Raw genomic sequence first — 15,915 nt, 5'->3', positions numbered from 1 at the left:
GGTCGGGGTGTCACCCCCCTGACAGGCACCAAGGCCGGTCACCCCTTCTTGCCGGAGGGGGCGCATGGGGAGCCCCGGTGGTCCTAGTGATCACCGGGGCTTTTCCTTTTTACTTCCCAGGCTTGCCGCCCGGTTTCCATTCCGGCTTGTCTGCACTGTTCGCCAGCGAGCGGATCGGCGCGACCAGCGACTGGATCGCGCGCGTCATGAACGCGATGTCGAGGCTTTCCAGATTGTCCTTGGCGGTATGATAGGTCGGGATCACCGCCCAGCCCGAGATGGTGTGCGCGACCACGCCCTGCAGCGCGAGCGAGTAGTTGTCCGACCGTTCGAAGAAATGCTGGTCCGGATAGGGATCGGGCCCGACCAGCGCGCCATGGCTCTTGAGCGTTTCCCCCAGGTTCGAACGTTCGAAGCCGGTCATCATCATCTGGCCGGCGGGAAGCTTCGGATCCTGCGCGCCGATCATCTCGAACTCGATATTCGCCACCATGTCGGCAAGCGGTACCGGCGGGTGCATGCCGAACCAGGTCGAGCCGAGCCCGCCAATCTCCTCTGCCCCATAGGCGACGAACAGCACGCCGCGCTTCAATGGCTTGCCGGCAGCGAGCGCCCGCGCCAGCTCGAGCACGGCGGTGGTGCCCGAGGCATCATCATTGGCGCCGTGCATGATTACGCCGTCCGGCCGCACGCCCAAGTGATCGAGATGCGCGGTGAGCAGGATCACGCCCGCCTTCGGATCGGTGCCGGGCAGCCAGCCGATCGCATTGGTGGTGGTGGTGGTGTTGCGCGCGACGTCGAGCTGGACCTGGACATCGGTGCCCGGCTTCTTCGCCAGTGCATCGAACTGGGCGACGGGCAGCACGACGACGAGCGTGCGCGGCTCCTTGGGCGCGCCCTCGAGGAAGGTCGGCATGCGCGGCTGGCCGCCCATCGCCTTGCGCATCGCCTCGGTCTTGGCGCTTTCGCGCAGCACGAGCAGCTTCACGTCCTTGCGCGACGCGGCCCGGTAGACCGCCATGATATCGGGATCGCCCGAGGCCAGGATCACTTCGCCGGCCGGCAGTTCCTTGGGATCGGTGCCAGCGAAGACCACCGACTTGCCGCTGGCGCCTTCCGCCCCGCCGACCAGCACCGCCAACTGCGGCACGCGCAGATCGCCCGAGACCAGCGAGGCACCGTTCAGGCTGGCGCGGATGATCGTGCCGACCTGGAGATAGCCGGGCATGCCGGGCGCTGCCTTCAGCCCGAAGCTCTCGAACTGCGCCGCCACATAGGCCGCGGCGATCGCCTCGTCGCGGGTCGCGCTGCCGCGGCCCTGCAGTGCGTCGCTGGCGAGGAAGCTCTCATGCGCGCGCACCCATTCGGAGCGGACGGTCCACTTGTCCTGGGCAAGCGCCGGCGTTGCCAGCATGCCGAACGCCATCGCGCCGGCCAGGAACAGATGCTTGGTCAATTGAAATCCCCCGAATGGTTCGTTGGGGCGGATTTCTGGGCCAAGCGTCGGGGCCGCGCAAGCCGAGTCGCGGGCCGGAAAGTCACAAAAGTCACGACACGCACGCGCGTGCGCGCCCCTGCGCAGGGAGAATGGCGCGCGTGTCTACGTCAGCCTGCGCGCGAGTCCCTTCTTCAGCCGGGCATGCGCGCTTGCCTTGATCTGGCAGATGCGTGCCGCACCGACGCCGAGGACCTGGCCGATTTCCTCGAGGTTCAGTTCCTCGACATAATAGAGCTGGATCACCTGCTGCTCGCGTGTCGGCAGTTCGGCGATCGCGGCGACCAGCGCCTCGCGCTGGCCGTTCTCGGCGAGCTGCTCGAAGGCGTTGGGCTCATCGGACATGAACCAGGGGCTCTCGTCCGAATAGGTGTCGTCGATCGAATCGAAGCGCACCGCCTCGGCATTGGCATAGTCGGTGCGCAGCTTCTCCGGCGTGACGCCCAGCTTTTCGGCGACCTGCTCGTCCTCGGGCACGCGGCCGAACTCGGCGGTGAGCGCGGATACGGCTTCGTGATAGGCCTTGCGCCGGCGCATCGCGCCGCGCGTCGTCGTCGCCTGCCTGCGCAGCTCGTCGATCATCGCGCCGCGCAAACGCGTGGCGAGATATTGCTCGAACGTGACCTGGCCGCGATCCTCGAAATTCGCCGACGCCTCGATCAGCGCGACCAGCCCGATCTGGATCAGGTCCTCCACTTCGACGAGCGAGCTCATCGAGCCATGGATGTGCCAGGCGATGCGCCGGACCAGCGGCAGATGCTTGCGCACCAGCGCCTCCGGGTCGCGCCGCGGCGGCGCAGGCGTGTAGGTCAGAGGTGGGTCAAGTGCCAATGAAGCCATGGCGTCTAGTTTCCCTGGGGTGAAAGCGTTCATGCGGGCAGCGCCTCCGGCGCACCGATCACGGCGACGACTTCGACGGCCTTGTCCTCGGGCACTTCGAAGAAGCTCATTACCGGCGTGTCGGGCAGGACGTTCTTGATCAGCTTGCGGATCGCGACGCGGATCGACGGCTGGACGACCAGCGCGAAGGGCTTGGCCTCGGCGATCAGCGGCTGGGCGGCGCGCTGCAGCGCATCGGCGATGCGGCGGCCGAGATCGGGCTCGATCGTGTGGCGCTTCGACGGATCCGAGCGGACCGCCTGGCCGAGCAACCCCTCGAGTTGGCCCTCCAGAGTCATCACGCGCAGCGGCTCGCGCACGCCGCAAAGCTTCTGGATGATCAGCGGACCCAGCTCCGGACGGATCAGCTCGATCAGCTCTTCCGCGTCGAGGGTCCGCTGCGCGGCGACCGCGACGGCGGCGGCGATGCGGCGGAATTCCTTGAGTGGGATGCCCTCGGCGAGCAGGCCGCGCAGCACCTGGGTGAGCGTGGTGAGCGGCAGCGGCGCCGGCGAGAGCGCTGCGACCAGCTGGGCCGAGCGTTCCTTGAGCCCGTCGAGCAGCGACTGGACTTCGTCCGGGCCGAGCAGGTCGGTGCTGTTCTGGATCAGGCACTGGTTGAGATGCGTGGCGACCACGGTGCCCGGATCGACGACGAGATAGCCAAGCCCGGTGGCGGCATCGGCATCGCCGGCCGAGATCCACATCGCATCGAGCCCGAAGGTCGGGTCCTTGACCGGCTTGCCACCGAGACGGCCCGACGCCTGACCGGTGTCGATCGCCAGCATCTCGTCGGGCGAGACATTGTCCTCCGCCACCACGACGCCGCCGATGACGACGCGGTAGGTGAAGGGCGCCAGGTTGATGTCGTCGCGCACGCGCACCTGGGGCACGACGAAGCCGAGCTCCTTGGACAGCTGGCGGCGCACGCCGGTGATGCGGCCCATCAGCGGCCCGCCGCGGCGCTCGTCGACCAGCGGCACCAGGCCGTAGCCGATGTCGAGCATCACCTGCATGTTGTCGGTGACTTCGTCCCAGCCGATCTTGGAGAGATCGGTCGGCTCGGCCGGCGGCGCGGCGACGATCTTGGGCCGGTTGGCGGCCTTGCGCAGGCGCCACGCCGCGAAGCCGGCGCCGGCGGCGGCCGGCAGCATCAGGAAATGCGGCATGCCGGGGAAGACACCGAGCAGGCCGAGGATGACGGCGACCGGCATCCAGGTCTTGTAGCTGGCGAACTGGCTGCCGATCTGGCCGGCGAGGTCGTCGCTCGACTTGACGCGGGTGACGATGGCGGCGGCGGCGATCGAGAGCAAAAGCGCCGGGACCTGCGCGACCAGCGCGTCACCGATGGCGAGCAGCACATAGGTCGATGCAGCCTCGCCCACCGCCATGTGATGGCTGGCGACGCCGAGGATCAGGCCGCCGATCACGTTGATCGCGAGGATCAGCAGGCCGGCGATCGCATCGCCCTTCACGAACTTGGACGAACCGTCCATCGCGCCGTAGAAATCGGCTTCGGTCGAGACTTCGATGCGCTTGGCGCGGGCTTCGTCGGGTGTGATCAGGCCGGCATTGAGATCGGCGTCGATCGCCATCTGCTTGCCGGGCAAGGCATCGAGGGTGAAGCGCGCACTGACTTCGGAGACGCGGCCCGCACCCTTGGTGACGACGATCATGTTGATGATCACGATGACCGCGAACACGACCAGCCCGACGACATAGTCGCCGCCGATCATGAAGGTGCCGAACGCCTCGATCACATGGCCCGCGGCGCTTTCGCCTTCATGCCCGTGCACCAGCACGACGCGCGTCGAGGCGACGTTGAGGCCGAGGCGGAACAGTGTGGCAAACAGCAGCACGGTGGGGAAGGCGGAGAAGTCCAGGGGCTTCTGCGCGTTCAGCGCCACCATCAGCACCGCGAGGCTGATCATGATGTTGAGGATGAAGAAGGCGTCGAGCAGGAAGGCCGGGATCGGCACCACCATCAGCGCGACGAGCAGCAGGATCGCACCGGGCAGCGCGAAGCTCTTCAAGGCAGGCACCGTGCCCTGCGGAAGCGTGATTGCGGACACTGGGGGTTACGCTCCGAGGTTTGCGAGCATGAGATAGGCGAGCCGGGCATTTTCCGGCGTCGGGCGCAGCGGATCGATGCGGCGGCCGAGCGGATCGGTTGTCGCGGCACCTTCGGGGCGCGAGACGTTGAGCTGGGCCAGGGTATTCTGCACCCAGTGCCGGTCGTTATCGACCGCGCCATTGCCGAGCACGACTTCGTTGTCGCCATCGGTGAAGGCGCGGGCGGCGCTGGCGAAGCCGCTGTCCATGCCGTCCGACGCGATGCCGGTGGCCCCGCCGGCAGCGGCGCCCTGATCGAGCTTGCCGGCGAAGCGGCTGTAGATTTCCGAAAGCGTGCGCGGCTGGCCGTTCGATGCGTAGAATACGCCGCGATTGGCGCGGGCGGCAGCGGGGAACATCGAGGCGCCCGAGCGGCTCGGGCTGTCGGCCATCGCGCTGAGGAACTTGTCCGCGCCGCCCAGGCCGAGGAAATGCGCCATGTAGAGATCGGTGCCGGTGGCCGGGCGGCCCAGGCTGTCCTCGAGCTTGGCCTTGTTGTCCGACGCATGCTCGGCCGCCATCAGCGCCGCGGTCTGTGGGTCGCTGCGCAGGTTGAGGATCGCGCTGCGTGCGGCGGGATCGCTGACGACATAGCGGCCCGAGCTGGTCTGCTTGATGCTGTCGGCGGCCCAGGACAGGCCATGCTCGGCGCCGTGCTGCTTGACCACGCCCAGCCAGCTCTGCTCGATGAACTGGTAAAGCCCCGTCGCGGACGAGGTGCCGGCGCGGGCATCGGCCTTCAGACCACTTTCCACCTGCGCCTGACCGAGCAGATAGTTGAAGTCGATGCCGGTCTTGCGGCTCGCCGCGGCGATCGCCGTCTGGACGCTTGCCTTTGAGTTGACCGAAGTGACGCTCATCTAATCCCGTTCCGGATTGCCCTTATTCGGGGCTATCAGAGCAAGGACCGTGCCAGTTCTGGTTAATGCGCGTTAGGGAGGGGCTCAGCCCAGTGCATAGCCTGCCGACTTGTACGACGGCGCCTGCTGACCGGAAAGAAGTTGCAGGCGGCGGCGGACATTTGCCGCCATCAGGTTCACATAGATGCGGCAGGTCTCGTTGAGGCGCTGCGCCTCGGCCGCCAGCTCGCGGACCTCGGGGCCCGGGGCCTCGCCGTCATAGAGCGCGACCGTGTCGATCGCGGCAAGCTTGGTCTGGGTGGCCTGCTCGAGCGCGGAGACGTCGCCCGCCTTCAGCGCCGCGATCTCGGCATGGAGGCATTCGATCACTTGGATCAGTGCATCACGCCGAGTCACGGGACTTCCAATCGAGCTTGAGGGCGAGCAGCCGGTCGGCGATCGTCGAGGGCGAGAGCGGGAACTTGTTGTCCTGGATGGCCTTGCGGATCCGGGCGACGCGTTCGATGTCGACGGGCGGCTGTGCCGCCGCTTGGCCGGAGATCGCCGCCGCGGCGCTCTGCACCGTTGGCGCGTCGCTCGCTACCGATCGAACCGCCGCCACCTTGGCAGCAGGGTCAACGGGCACAGTGCGACGGTCGGTGACCGCGCCTGCCTTCGTGCCGATTGATTCCACCATTGCCTGCAATCCTTGCTGTGCCTGCAGTCCTTCAAACGACCGCGGGCGCCCAAGCTTTACAGGAAAATTTCAGCCGCCCTCGGCAAAGCCCGGCAGCCGGGCGCGGCCGGGCTCGATCGCGATGGCCTGGATCGGCGGCTGCTTGTCGTCGACCTTGACGCTGATCCGGCCGCCGGCGGGGGCATCGTTCTGCGCGATGCCCTGGCGCGAGATCGAGAAACCTTCCGATCCGGCCTCCACCGTGACGGAGTCACCGCGCTTGATCACCGGCTCGGCCTTTACCGGCGCGGTGGGGCGTACGACGACGTTGGCGGGCATCGGGGCGGGCACGGCAGCCTTGGGCCTGGGGACCGCCGCGACGGGCACATAGATCTTCCAGACCGGCGCCATGCATCGGACCACGACCGCGTCATGGCTGTCGCCGCGCCATTCGAGCTGCGGTGCGGTGCAGGCCGCGAGCTTCAGCCGGCGGTCGATCGGCGCGATCGCCCCGCCTTGCTCGCCGACGCTCTTGCCGGTGAACTGGGTGACGACCGTGTCGAGCGCGGCGGTGGACTGGAAGTCCTGGGCGGTGAGCGCGAGCGTGAGGGCGAGGATCATTGCCGGTCTCCTTCGAAGCCAAGCGTAAGCACGGCGCGGCGCTGGCCGCGGCCGGTGGAAATCAGGATGCGCGACGGGTCGATCGCGTGCTGGCGGATGAGCAGCGCCGCAACGGCGCGGGCGCGGTCGGCGGCGAGAATCGGACCGCTGCCGGTGGCCGGATCGACGTCTGCCGAAGAGCCATCGACTTCGCCGGTGATGCGCAGGCGGGTGCGGGGGTCACGGGCGGCGGCGCGCGCCCATTCGAGCGCGGATGCGGTGTCGGCAGGCAGCGCCGAGCCGGGCGCGAAGCCGGTGGCAGTGGCGATATCGACCGGCATCGGTGCGGGCCCGGTTTCCGTCGCGCCGAAGCCGGCGCGGATGCCGGCGGCGAGCTTGGCCGGGTCGACCTGGGTCGCCTGGAGGAAGACGAAGAAGCCGACGAGCAGCAGCGACAGGTCGGCCAGGGTGACCAGCCAGGGCGCGCGTACGGGCTCGTCCTCGTCGAAGACGGTCACATTGGCAGTCACGCGGCGATCTCCTTGATCCGCCCCGTGTTCGGTTCGATCGCGGCCAGCGCGGCGAGGCCGGGCTGGAGGCGCAGCCGCTCCTGTGCCTCGTGCCGGGCGCGGCGCTTGAGGCGCGTGGCGATCGGTAGCAGCACGAGATTGGCGAGCAGCGCGCCGTAGAGGGTAGCGAGCAGGGCGACGGCCATCGCGCCACCGATCGCCTGCGGGTCCTTCATCGCGGCAAACATGCCGACCAGTCCGAGCAAGGTGCCGACCATGCCCATGGCGGGCGCCAGCTCGGCCGCGCCTGACCAGAGCTCCCAGGCGCCGCGCTGGCGCTCGAAGCGGGCGCAGCGGCGCTGCTCGAGCAACGTCTCGACATCCTTGGGGTTCGCGCCATCGACGATCGCAGCGACCGCGGCGGCAAGATCCGGGTCCTCGATCTTGGTGCGATCGAGCGCGATCACGCCGTGGCGGCGCGCGATCCGGGTGAGCGCGGATATCTGGGAGCAGAGCGGCTCGGCATCGAAACGGCGGCGCGGCAGCACGGCGAGCGCGGACACGCCGCGGGCCAGGTCGCCCGACGCGGTGCGCAGCACGGCACCCGCCAGCGTGCCTCCGCCGACAATGGCGAGGGCGAGCGGATCGAGAAAGGTCCCGAGCGCGGGGAGGGCATTCATATCCATACCTGCGTGGGTGCAAGAGGCGGGCCAAGTGTGCGCACCGGAGAGAGCGGCATGCCGGGCATGCTGGAGCGGCAACGCGCTGCCGACACACCGGCAAGAGCTTGCCGGTGCTTGCCGCTTCCGAGGGGAATGGCGGTTTTTTCGCCTATCGGATCAAATTGGCACGGCGGTTGCAGAGAGGTGCCCAAGCCTTCTGGCGAACTTTTGTGCGGGAGACGTGCAATGCCCAACGACAACCTTTTCGGCGTACATGGCGCAGCACTTGCCGTGCGTTCGCAGCGCATGGGCATGCTGGCGTCGAACATCGCGAACGCCTCGACCCCTGGCTACAAGGCCAAGGACATCGATTTCCAGGCGGCGCTCAACGGCGCCACCGCAACCGGCGGTTCGCTGGACGCCTCGATCGACGCCAACACGCTCTACCGCGTGCCGCTCCAGCCTTCGGCCGACGGCAACACCGTCGAGCTGACCACCGAGCAGACCGCCTTCGCCGAAAACGCCGTCGCCTATCAGACGACGCTGTCGTTCCTGAACGGCCGCATCGGCCAGATCACGCGCGCGCTGAAGGGAGAATAAGCATGGGTGACCAGCCCCTCTCGATCTTCCAGGTCTCCGGCCGCGCGATGAGCGCGCAGCTGGTGCGGATGAACACCACGGCCTCGAACCTGGCCAATGTCGGCACGGTCGCATCGAGCCCGGACGCTGCCTATCGCACGATCAAGCCGGTGTTCCGCACCGCCTTCGACCAGGCGAGCGGGATGTCGACCGTCGATGTCGAGCAGGTCGTCACCGCGGGCTCCGAGCCGACCAAGCGCTACGATCCCGGCAACCCGCTCGCCGACAAGGACGGCAATGTCTGGGAAGCCGCCGTGGATGAGACCCGGGAGCTGGTCGACATGATGGAGACCGCCCGGAGCTACCAAAACAACGTCGAAGTGATGCAGACTGCCAAGCAGCTCATCGTCGACACCCTCAAGCTGGGTCGCTGAACATGAGTGATTTCGATACCACCCTCACTGGTCTGGGCATCTCCAGGTACAACACCTCGAGCACGACGAGCGGCACCACGCTCGACACCAAGGACACGTCGAACCTCGGCAAGACCGACATGGATGTGTCCGACTTCCTGTCGCTGATGACGGCGCAGCTGAAGAACCAGGATCCGTTCGCGCCGGTCGACAACAGCCAGATGGTCGCCCAGATGGCGCAGTTCTCTTCGCTCTCCGGCATCACCGAGATGGGCTCGACGCTCAAGACGATCGCCAGCCAGCTGAGCACTACCTCGCTAAACGACGCGATAGGCTATGTCGGCAAGACCGTGCTGGTCGAGGGCTCGACTGCCTATCCGCGCACCACCGGCGGCCTCGCCGGCGCCGTCGCGCTCGACAAGGACGCGACCAACGTCAGCGTCACGATCAAGGACAGCGACGGCAACACGCTCAAGACGATCGAGATGGGCAAGGAAACCTCCGGCGCCGTTGCCTGGGATTGGGACGGCAAGACCGACTCCGGGGAAGACGCCGGCGCCGGCCCGTTCACCGTCAGCGTCACCGCCACCAACGGCACCGGCAACGTCAAGGCCGCGCCGCTCGTCTGGGCGCCGGTCACCGCCGTCTCGCTGGGATCGGACGGCAAGCCGCTCCTCACGCTTCCAGGCATCGGCAACGTGTCCACCGACGCCATCTGGCAGGTCGGCTGAATCAGTTTTTCCAAGGAGTAACGGAAAATGTCCTTCTTCACCTCGCTCTCCGGCCTTCAGGCAGCTCAGACCGACATGTCGACGATCTCGCACAATCTCGCGAACGTGCAGACCAACGGCTTCAAGAAGAGCACCACGCAGTTCGCCGACGTCATCGCATCGACCGCCAACATGAACCCGAGTCAGATGGTCGGTTCGGGCGTGGTCGTGAAGGCGGTGCGGCAGCAGTTCGGCCAGGGCGGCTTCACCCAGAGCTCGTCGGCGCTCGACGTCGCAATCTCGGGCGACGGCTTCTTCATCGTCAAGGGGGACGAGAAGAGCGGCAACGGCGTGGCCTATACCCGCAACGGCAGCTTCCAGGTCGATGCCGAGCGCTATGTCGTCGATGCCCAGGGCAACAAGCTGCAGGTCTATCCGGTCGACGGCTCGGGCGCGGTGGTCGCGACCGGCCTTAGCTCGACCGTCAGCCTGCGCCTGCCGCAGACCAGCGGCACGCCGGAGGAGACCGAGAACGTCAAGCTGGGCCTCAACCTCAATGCCGGCTCGGCGATCCCGTCGGAGAACGTGAAGTTCGAGGATACCGAGTACAAGTTCGATCGCTTCGACCCGACCACCTACAACCAGTCGGTCCAGACCACGGTCTATGACGCGAACGGCAACGCGCTGACGCTGACCAACTATTTCGTCCGCGAGACCAAACCGACCGGCACCGACGCAACCAGCAGCTGGAAGGTCTATTCGTTCGTCGGCGACCAGCAGCTCAATGCCGGCGACGACCCCGACACGATGGAGCAGATCGAGCTGAAGTTCGACAGCACCGGCAAGCTTTCCGAGCCGACTACCCCGATCACCTTCATGGGCTTCCTGGCGCCGGGCGCGACGTCGGAGCAGGTGCTCAAGCTCGACCTGACCGCCGGCACGACGCAGGTCAGCTCCCCGTTCAGCCTGAATTCGACCAGCCAGGACGGTTCGCCCGTCGGCCAGATCGAAGGCGTGACGATCGGCGACGACGGCACGGTGACTGCGAGCTTCTCCAACGGCGACACCCAGGCGCTGGGCAAGGTCGTGCTGGCCAGCTTCACCAACAATGCAGGCCTGCGCCAGCTGGGCAACTCGACCTGGGCCGCAACCGGCTTCTCGGGCGATGCGCGCCTGGGCGAGCCGGGCACCAACGGTTTCGGCGGGCTGATGTCGGGCGCGATCGAGCGCTCGAACGTCGACATCACCGAAGAGCTGGTCAATCTGATCGCGGCACAGCGCAACTTCCAGGCGAATGCCAAGGCGCTCGATACCGCCAGCCAGATGTCCCAGACCATTTTCAACATCCGCAGCTGATCTGATCGGCTGAGGAGGAGCAAAGTATGGACCGGCTTGTCTACACAGCGATGTCAGGGCTGCGCAGCCAGATGCAGTCGCAGGCGACGATCGCGAACAACATCGCGAACGCCTCGACCATCGGGTACCGCGGCGAGCGCGTCAGCTTCGACCGGCTGGTCCTTCAGGGAACGGGCCTGGATTCGCGCCAGTTCGCCGCGGAGGAAGTCAACGACTTCGACCGGACGAAGGGCACGATGATCCAGACCGGCAACCCGCTCGACCTTGCGGTGAACGGCGATGCCTGGATGGCTGTCCAGGCGACCGACGGCACCGAAGCCTATACGAGGCGTGGCGATCTCAAGATCGCGGCCTCGGGCGTGCTGGAAACCGGAGACGGTTTCCCGGTGATGGGGTCGGGGGGCCCCATCACCGTGCCGCCCGCCGACAAGATTTCGATCGCCGAGGACGGCACCGTCTCGATCGTGCCGCGTGGCGGCGATCCGACGCAGCCGCAGGTGATCGACAAGATCAAGCTGTGCAGCACCGACGGCAGCCAGACTGCCAAGGGGTTGGACAATCTCCTCCATGTGAAGGGCGGCGGCGTGCTGCCCGAGGACATGGAGGCCAAGGTGACCTCGGGCTCGCTCGAGCAATCGAACGTCAATCTGACGCAGGCGCTGGTCGACATGATCGAGAACCAGCGCGCCTACGAAGTGCAGGCAGGCCTGCTCAAGGAAGCCAAGAACATGGACGAGAGCACCGCATCGCTGATGCGGATGCCGTCCTGATAAGGAGTTAGACGCATGGGATCGGCAGCACTGCACATCGCGCGCACGGGCCTCGACGCTCAGGATACGCGCATGCGGGTCATCTCGAACAACCTGGCGAACGTGAACACCACGGCGTTCAAGAAGGATCGCGCCAGCTTCCAGACCCTGGCCTATCAGGTTGTCACCGCGCCCGGCGCGGCCTCGACCGCGGAGACCAAGTACGCGACCGGCCTGAACCTCGGCACCGGCGTGCGCGTGCAGGGTACGCAGCGCCTGGAGACGCAAGGGTCGCTCCAGACGACCGGCAACGGCCTCGACATGGCGATCGACGGCAATGGGTATTTCCAGATCCAGCTGCCCGGCGGCGGCCTGGGCTATACCCGGGCGGGCAATTTCTCGCGTTCTGCCGAGGGCCAGCTGGTCACTTCCGAAGGCTATCAGGTGATGCCCGGCGTCACGATCCCGGAAGGCGCGATCTCGGTCACCGTCGGCAGCGACGGTACGGTCTCGGCGCAGATGCCGAACCAGGTCGACCTCACCCAGATCGGCCAGATCCAGATTGCGAGCTTCCCCAATCCGGCGGGACTTCAGGCAGTTGGCGACAACTACCTGATCGAAACGCCCGCCAGCGGCACCGTCGCGCTTGGCAATGCCGGCGTCGATGGCCGCGGCACGGTTCGCCAGGGCATGCTCGAAGGCTCGAACGTCAACGTCGTCGAGGAGCTGGTCGACATGATCGAGACCCAGCGCGCCTATGAGGTCAACTCGAAGATGATCTCGGCAACCGACGAGATGCTCAAATATGTCAACCAGAACATCTGAGGGCCGCGCCATGAAGTTTCTCACAGGCCTCGCCACCGGTGCGCTGATTGCAGCGGGGCTCGCATTCACAGCCACGCCCGCCAAGGCGCAGTTCCTCGGTATCGGCAAGAAGAAGCCCAAGGAGGATTACTCCGTGACGCTCCCAACCGTCGCGCCCGTGACGCCGGTCGCCAACGGCGGCATCTTCCAGGCGAGCGACGGCTATGCTGCGCTCTACGAAGGCATGCGCGCCCGCCGCATCGGCGATCCGCTGACCATCCTGCTGGTCGAGAAGACCGCCGCGTCCAAGTCGGCGGGCACCAAGCTCGACAGCTCGGGAGGGTTCGGCATCACGCCGCCGAGCACGGGTAACCTCTCGCTGTTCAAGGAAACCGACGCCAGCGTGAGCGGCAAACGCAACTTCGCCGGCACCGGAGCGGCCGACCAGTCGAACGCACTGTCGGGCGAGATCAGCGTGACCGTTGCCGCCGTCTATCCCAACGGCACGATGCTGGTGCAGGGCCAGAAGCGCGTGACGCTCAATCGCGGCGACGAGTTCGTCCAGATCAAGGGCATCGTGCGCGTGGCGGACATCGATGCGAACAACCGCGTACTCTCCACCCGCGTCGCCGATGCTCGCATCGCCTATACCGGCAAGGGCGACGTCGCCCGCGCCAGCCGCCAGGGCTGGCTGGGCCGGTTCTTCTCCGTGATCAGCCCCTTTTGAGCCGGAGCCAGACCATGATCCGCCGCTTCCTCGCACTCGCCGCCCTGGCGCTTGCCGCCGCTACGCCGGCGCAGGCCCAGCGCGTGAAGGACCTGGGCAATTTCCAGGGCATCCGCACCAACCAGCTCACGGGATACGGCGTCGTCGTCGGCCTGCCGGGCACTGGCGACGACAATCTGGAATATACCGTCCAGTCGATGAAGGGCGTCACGTCGCGCTTCGGCCTGCAGCTGCCCCAGGGCGTAGCGCCGGGGCTGAAGAACGCCGCGGTGGTGATGATCACCGCCGAGCTGCCTGCCTTCGCCAAGCCGGGCCAGAAGCTGGACATCACCGTATCGTCGATGGGCAAGGCCAAGTCCTTGCGCGGCGGCACGCTGATCATGACGCCGCTCCAGGGCGCCGATGGGCAGATCTATGCGATGGCGCAGGGCAACCTCGCCGTGGGCGGGCTGGGAGCCGAGGGCGCCGATGGCTCGAAGATCGTGGTCAACACGCCGAGCTCGGGCCGCATCCCTGAGGGTGCGACGGTCGAGCGCAGCGTCGACACCGGCTTCGACAAATCGCCTTTCCTCACCTTCAACCTCGCCCGCGCCGACTTCACCACGGCGCAGCGCGTGCAGGATGTGATCAACACCCGTTTCGGACCCGGCCGTGCCCGCGCGATCGACGGCGTGTCGATCGCCATCCAGGCGCCCGAGGGTCGCGACGTGCGCTCCGAGCTGATGAGCGAAGTCGAGAACCTGCCGGTCGAAGCCGCCGAGGCCGCCGCCCGGGTGATCGTCAATGCGCGCACCGGCACGGTGGTGATCAACTCGGCCGTCCGGGTGAGCCCGGCCGCGGTAACACATGGTAAACTCACCGTTCGTATTGATGAGAACCAGCGCACGAGCCAGCCCGCGCCGTTCAGCAAAGGCGAGACCCGTACCGAGCAGCACAGCACGGTCGGCCTGGAGGAGGAGAAGCACCCGATGTTCCTGATGGCGCCCGGGCCCAAGCTTTCCGACGTCGTCAAGGCGGTGAACGCGATCGGCGCGTCGCCGGCGGACCTCGTCGCCATCCTCGAAGCGCTCAAGGAAGCCGGCGCGCTCAAGGCGGAGCTGATCATCCTGTGACCGATCCCATCGCCCTTTCCGCCAGCCCGTCGGGCGGTGTGTCGGCCGACACGTCGCGCCTCGCGTCCAAGGAGAACCTCGCAGCCGCCGGCCAGCGCTTCGAGGCAGTCTTCACGGGCATGATGCTGAAATCGATGCGCCAGGCGAAGCTGGGCGATGGGCTGTTCGACAGCAAGGGCGAGGACCAGTTCCGCGACATGCAGGACCAGCAGCTCGCCCAGAGCATGGCCGTGCACGCGCCGATCGGCATCGGCAAGGCGATGACCGACTTCCTGGCCAAGAACCTCAAGACGGCAGACGGAGGCGCCACCTCGCCGCCCGCCGCCGACGGGAGCACCGCCACATGACCGACCTGCTGTCGATCGGCGCGAGCGGCGCGCGGGCCTATCAGTCCGCGCTCGCCACCACGTCGGACAATATCGCCAATGCCGCGACCACTGGCTATTCGCGCCGCGTCGCCACGGTGCGCGAAGTCGTTGCGATCGGCGGCAACACCAGCGCGACCACTTCGGGTCTGGGCGCCAATGTCGGCGGCGTCGTTCGCTCGGCCGACCAGTTCCGCGCGAGCGAAGTGCGCAGCTCCAGCTCGGATCTTGCCCGTACGCTCGCCAGCGCGACCTGGCTGGGCCGGATCGACACCGGCCTGACCCAGAACAAGCTGGGCGACCAGCTCACCGCCTTCTTCAATTCCGCGAAAGCGGTGGCGGCGGACCCGACTGCATTGCCCGCCCGCGCCAACCTGCTCGAGAGCGCCACCAGCGTGGCCGCCGTGTTCAGCGCGACGGGCAAGGCGCTCGACAGCGCGATGACCGATCTCAAGGCTTCGGCCGATACCGCGGTGACGCAGCTCAACAATCTTTCAACCAGCCTCGCCAAGGTCAATGCCGGCCTGGCCCGCGCCACCGAGGGCACGGCCGGCCAGGCGGCCTTGCTCGACCAGCGCGACCAGATGCTCGAGCAGATGAGCGCGCTCACCGACGTGACCGTGCGCTTTGACACCTATGGCCGCGCCACCGTTCAGGCCGGCAACAACACCGGCCCGACGCTCGTCGAGGGCGCGAACGCCGCGATCGTCTCGCAGACCAGCAATGACGAGGGGGCCTTCTCCTTCTCCGTCAAGCAGGCCACCGGCGCGGTCTCGGCGATGTCGCCGAACGGCGGCGCACTTGCCGGCATCGCCGAGAGCGGCGCCCGCATCGGCGCCGCGCGCGACGAGATCGGCCGGATGGCGCGGGACTTCGCCGACGGCGTCAACGCGGTCCAGGCCGCGGGTGACGACCTGCAGGGCAATGCCGGCCAGCCGATCCTCACCGTGGGCGACCCATCCTATCAGCTGAGCATCGCGATGACCGATCCACGCAGCATCGCCGCCGCGGCTGCGGGCGGGGGCACGCGCGACAACGCCAATCTCGCCGGCTTCGACACGTTGCGCACCAGCGGCAATTTCGAGCAGGGCGTGACCGACCTGACCGCGGCCAATGGCGCGGCACTGTCAGGCCGCAACAGCATCGCCGACGCACAGACCTCGATCCGCGACGCCGCGGTTTCCGCACGCGATTCGGTGAGCGGCGTCAATGTCGATGAAGAAGCGGTCGATCTGATGCGCTTCCAGCAGGCCTATCAGGCGTCGGCCCGCGTGATCCAGGTCGCGCGCGAAACGCTCCAGTCGATCCTCGATATCAGGTAAACGATC

At 67.2% G+C, this 15,915-nt stretch carries 19 protein-coding genes; 10 read left to right on the top strand and 9 right to left on the bottom strand.

Annotated elements, in window-relative coordinates; all coding sequences use genetic code 11:
* Nucleotides 1-109 precede the first annotated feature (109 nt).
* From AC1RPL_RS16760 to AC1RPL_RS16720, 9 genes are all read right to left on the bottom strand, one after another.
* Entirely contained in the window at nucleotides 110-1,456 is a 1,347-nt protein-coding gene (locus tag AC1RPL_RS16760; protein WP_493070795.1) for a M28 family peptidase, read from the bottom strand.
* 144 nt (nucleotides 1,457-1,600) lie between these two features.
* Complete coding sequence (locus tag AC1RPL_RS16755) at nucleotides 1,601-2,263, bottom strand: FliA/WhiG family RNA polymerase sigma factor (protein WP_493070793.1); 663 nt, start codon at nucleotides 2,261-2,263, stop codon at nucleotides 1,601-1,603.
* Nucleotides 2,264-2,364: 101 nt separating this feature from the next.
* Nucleotides 2,365-4,416, bottom strand: coding sequence for a flagellar biosynthesis protein FlhA (gene flhA / locus AC1RPL_RS16750; protein ID WP_493070957.1), 2,052 nt, complete (start codon nucleotides 4,414-4,416; stop codon nucleotides 2,365-2,367).
* 36 nt (nucleotides 4,417-4,452) lie between these two features.
* Complete coding sequence (locus tag AC1RPL_RS16745; protein ID WP_493070791.1) at nucleotides 4,453-5,346, bottom strand: lytic transglycosylase domain-containing protein; 894 nt, start codon at nucleotides 5,344-5,346, stop codon at nucleotides 4,453-4,455.
* A gap of 84 nt (nucleotides 5,347-5,430) precedes the next feature.
* Nucleotides 5,431-5,742, bottom strand: coding sequence for a flagellar protein FlgN (locus tag AC1RPL_RS16740; protein ID WP_493070789.1), 312 nt, complete (start codon nucleotides 5,740-5,742; stop codon nucleotides 5,431-5,433).
* On the bottom strand, nucleotides 5,729-6,022 hold the full coding sequence (gene flgM, locus AC1RPL_RS16735; RefSeq protein ID WP_493070787.1) for a flagellar biosynthesis anti-sigma factor FlgM: 294 nt from the start codon (nucleotides 6,020-6,022) through the stop codon (nucleotides 5,729-5,731). The genes AC1RPL_RS16740 and flgM overlap by 14 nt, the downstream gene beginning before the upstream one ends.
* 69 nt (nucleotides 6,023-6,091) lie before the next feature.
* Nucleotides 6,092-6,622: a flagella basal body P-ring formation protein FlgA gene (locus AC1RPL_RS16730; protein WP_493070785.1), complete on the bottom strand. Its 531-nt coding sequence runs from the start codon at nucleotides 6,620-6,622 to the stop codon at nucleotides 6,092-6,094.
* Nucleotides 6,619-7,131, bottom strand: a complete 513-nt coding sequence (locus tag AC1RPL_RS16725) for a flagellar motor protein MotB (RefSeq protein WP_493070783.1) — start codon at nucleotides 7,129-7,131, stop codon at nucleotides 6,619-6,621. The genes AC1RPL_RS16730 and AC1RPL_RS16725 overlap by 4 nt, the downstream gene beginning before the upstream one ends.
* Nucleotides 7,128-7,790: a motility protein A gene (locus AC1RPL_RS16720; RefSeq protein WP_493070782.1), complete on the bottom strand. Its 663-nt coding sequence runs from the start codon at nucleotides 7,788-7,790 to the stop codon at nucleotides 7,128-7,130. The genes AC1RPL_RS16725 and AC1RPL_RS16720 overlap by 4 nt, the downstream gene beginning before the upstream one ends.
* Before the next feature lie 228 nt (nucleotides 7,791-8,018).
* Between AC1RPL_RS16720 and flgB the strand changes: the two genes are divergently transcribed.
* The 10 genes from flgB to flgK are packed head-to-tail and all read left to right on the top strand — an operon-like array spanning nucleotide 8,019 to nucleotide 15,909.
* Nucleotides 8,019-8,372: a flagellar basal body rod protein FlgB gene (gene flgB / locus AC1RPL_RS16715; protein WP_493070780.1), complete on the top strand. Its 354-nt coding sequence runs from the start codon at nucleotides 8,019-8,021 to the stop codon at nucleotides 8,370-8,372.
* Between the two features lie 2 nt (nucleotides 8,373-8,374).
* A complete protein-coding gene (gene flgC, locus AC1RPL_RS16710; protein WP_493070778.1) occupies nucleotides 8,375-8,785 on the top strand; it encodes a flagellar basal body rod protein FlgC in 411 nt (136 codons plus the stop codon).
* Between the two features lie 2 nt (nucleotides 8,786-8,787).
* Nucleotides 8,788-9,495 (top strand): flagellar hook assembly protein FlgD, encoded by a 708-nt coding sequence (locus AC1RPL_RS16705; RefSeq protein ID WP_493070776.1) that lies wholly within the window; start codon nucleotides 8,788-8,790, stop codon nucleotides 9,493-9,495.
* A gap of 27 nt (nucleotides 9,496-9,522) precedes the next feature.
* The gene (locus AC1RPL_RS16700; protein WP_493070774.1) at nucleotides 9,523-10,830 is read left to right on the top strand and encodes a flagellar hook protein FlgE; all 1,308 of its coding nucleotides are present in this window, start codon (nucleotides 9,523-9,525) and stop codon (nucleotides 10,828-10,830) included.
* A gap of 26 nt (nucleotides 10,831-10,856) precedes the next feature.
* Nucleotides 10,857-11,600, top strand: a complete 744-nt coding sequence (gene flgF / locus AC1RPL_RS16695) for a flagellar basal-body rod protein FlgF (protein ID WP_493070772.1) — start codon at nucleotides 10,857-10,859, stop codon at nucleotides 11,598-11,600.
* 15 nt (nucleotides 11,601-11,615) lie between these two features.
* Nucleotides 11,616-12,404, top strand: a complete 789-nt coding sequence (gene flgG, locus AC1RPL_RS16690; RefSeq protein ID WP_493070770.1) for a flagellar basal-body rod protein FlgG — start codon at nucleotides 11,616-11,618, stop codon at nucleotides 12,402-12,404.
* Nucleotides 12,405-12,414: 10 nt separating this feature from the next.
* A complete protein-coding gene (locus tag AC1RPL_RS16685) occupies nucleotides 12,415-13,110 on the top strand; it encodes a flagellar basal body L-ring protein FlgH (protein WP_493070768.1) in 696 nt (231 codons plus the stop codon).
* A 14-nt stretch (nucleotides 13,111-13,124) separates the two neighbouring features.
* Nucleotides 13,125-14,222, top strand: coding sequence for a flagellar basal body P-ring protein FlgI (locus AC1RPL_RS16680; RefSeq protein WP_493070767.1), 1,098 nt, complete (start codon nucleotides 13,125-13,127; stop codon nucleotides 14,220-14,222).
* Nucleotides 14,219-14,569, top strand: coding sequence for a rod-binding protein (locus AC1RPL_RS16675; protein WP_493070765.1), 351 nt, complete (start codon nucleotides 14,219-14,221; stop codon nucleotides 14,567-14,569). Before AC1RPL_RS16680 ends, AC1RPL_RS16675 begins: the two co-directional genes overlap by 4 nt.
* A complete protein-coding gene (gene flgK / locus AC1RPL_RS16670; RefSeq protein ID WP_493070763.1) occupies nucleotides 14,566-15,909 on the top strand; it encodes a flagellar hook-associated protein FlgK in 1,344 nt (447 codons plus the stop codon). The genes AC1RPL_RS16675 and flgK overlap by 4 nt, the downstream gene beginning before the upstream one ends.
* Nucleotides 15,910-15,915 lie beyond the last annotated feature (6 nt).

This window comes from Sphingomonas sp. GW821-FHT12D09, from assembly GCF_058807215.1.
Note: the sequence above shows the minus strand (reverse complement) of the source record. Positions and strands in the feature narration are given on the sequence as shown.

Coding starts and splice junctions, on each gene's coding strand:
- flgK (WP_493070763.1), top strand. CDS start 14,566: ATGACCGACCTGCTGTCGATCGGCGCGAGCGGCGCGCGGGCCTATCAG.
- flgM (WP_493070787.1), bottom strand. CDS start 6,022: ATGGTGGAATCAATCGGCACGAAGGCAGGCGCGGTCACCGACCGTCGC.
- AC1RPL_RS16730 (WP_493070785.1), bottom strand. CDS start 6,622: ATGATCCTCGCCCTCACGCTCGCGCTCACCGCCCAGGACTTCCAGTCC.
- AC1RPL_RS16700 (WP_493070774.1), top strand. CDS start 9,523: ATGTCCTTCTTCACCTCGCTCTCCGGCCTTCAGGCAGCTCAGACCGAC.
- AC1RPL_RS16685 (WP_493070768.1), top strand. CDS start 12,415: ATGAAGTTTCTCACAGGCCTCGCCACCGGTGCGCTGATTGCAGCGGGG.
- flgB (WP_493070780.1), top strand. CDS start 8,019: ATGCCCAACGACAACCTTTTCGGCGTACATGGCGCAGCACTTGCCGTG.
- flgG (WP_493070770.1), top strand. CDS start 11,616: ATGGGATCGGCAGCACTGCACATCGCGCGCACGGGCCTCGACGCTCAG.
- flgF (WP_493070772.1), top strand. CDS start 10,857: ATGGACCGGCTTGTCTACACAGCGATGTCAGGGCTGCGCAGCCAGATG.
- flgC (WP_493070778.1), top strand. CDS start 8,375: ATGGGTGACCAGCCCCTCTCGATCTTCCAGGTCTCCGGCCGCGCGATG.
- AC1RPL_RS16680 (WP_493070767.1), top strand. CDS start 13,125: ATGATCCGCCGCTTCCTCGCACTCGCCGCCCTGGCGCTTGCCGCCGCT.
- AC1RPL_RS16745 (WP_493070791.1), bottom strand. CDS start 5,346: ATGAGCGTCACTTCGGTCAACTCAAAGGCAAGCGTCCAGACGGCGATC.
- AC1RPL_RS16705 (WP_493070776.1), top strand. CDS start 8,788: ATGAGTGATTTCGATACCACCCTCACTGGTCTGGGCATCTCCAGGTAC.
- AC1RPL_RS16720 (WP_493070782.1), bottom strand. CDS start 7,790: ATGAATGCCCTCCCCGCGCTCGGGACCTTTCTCGATCCGCTCGCCCTC.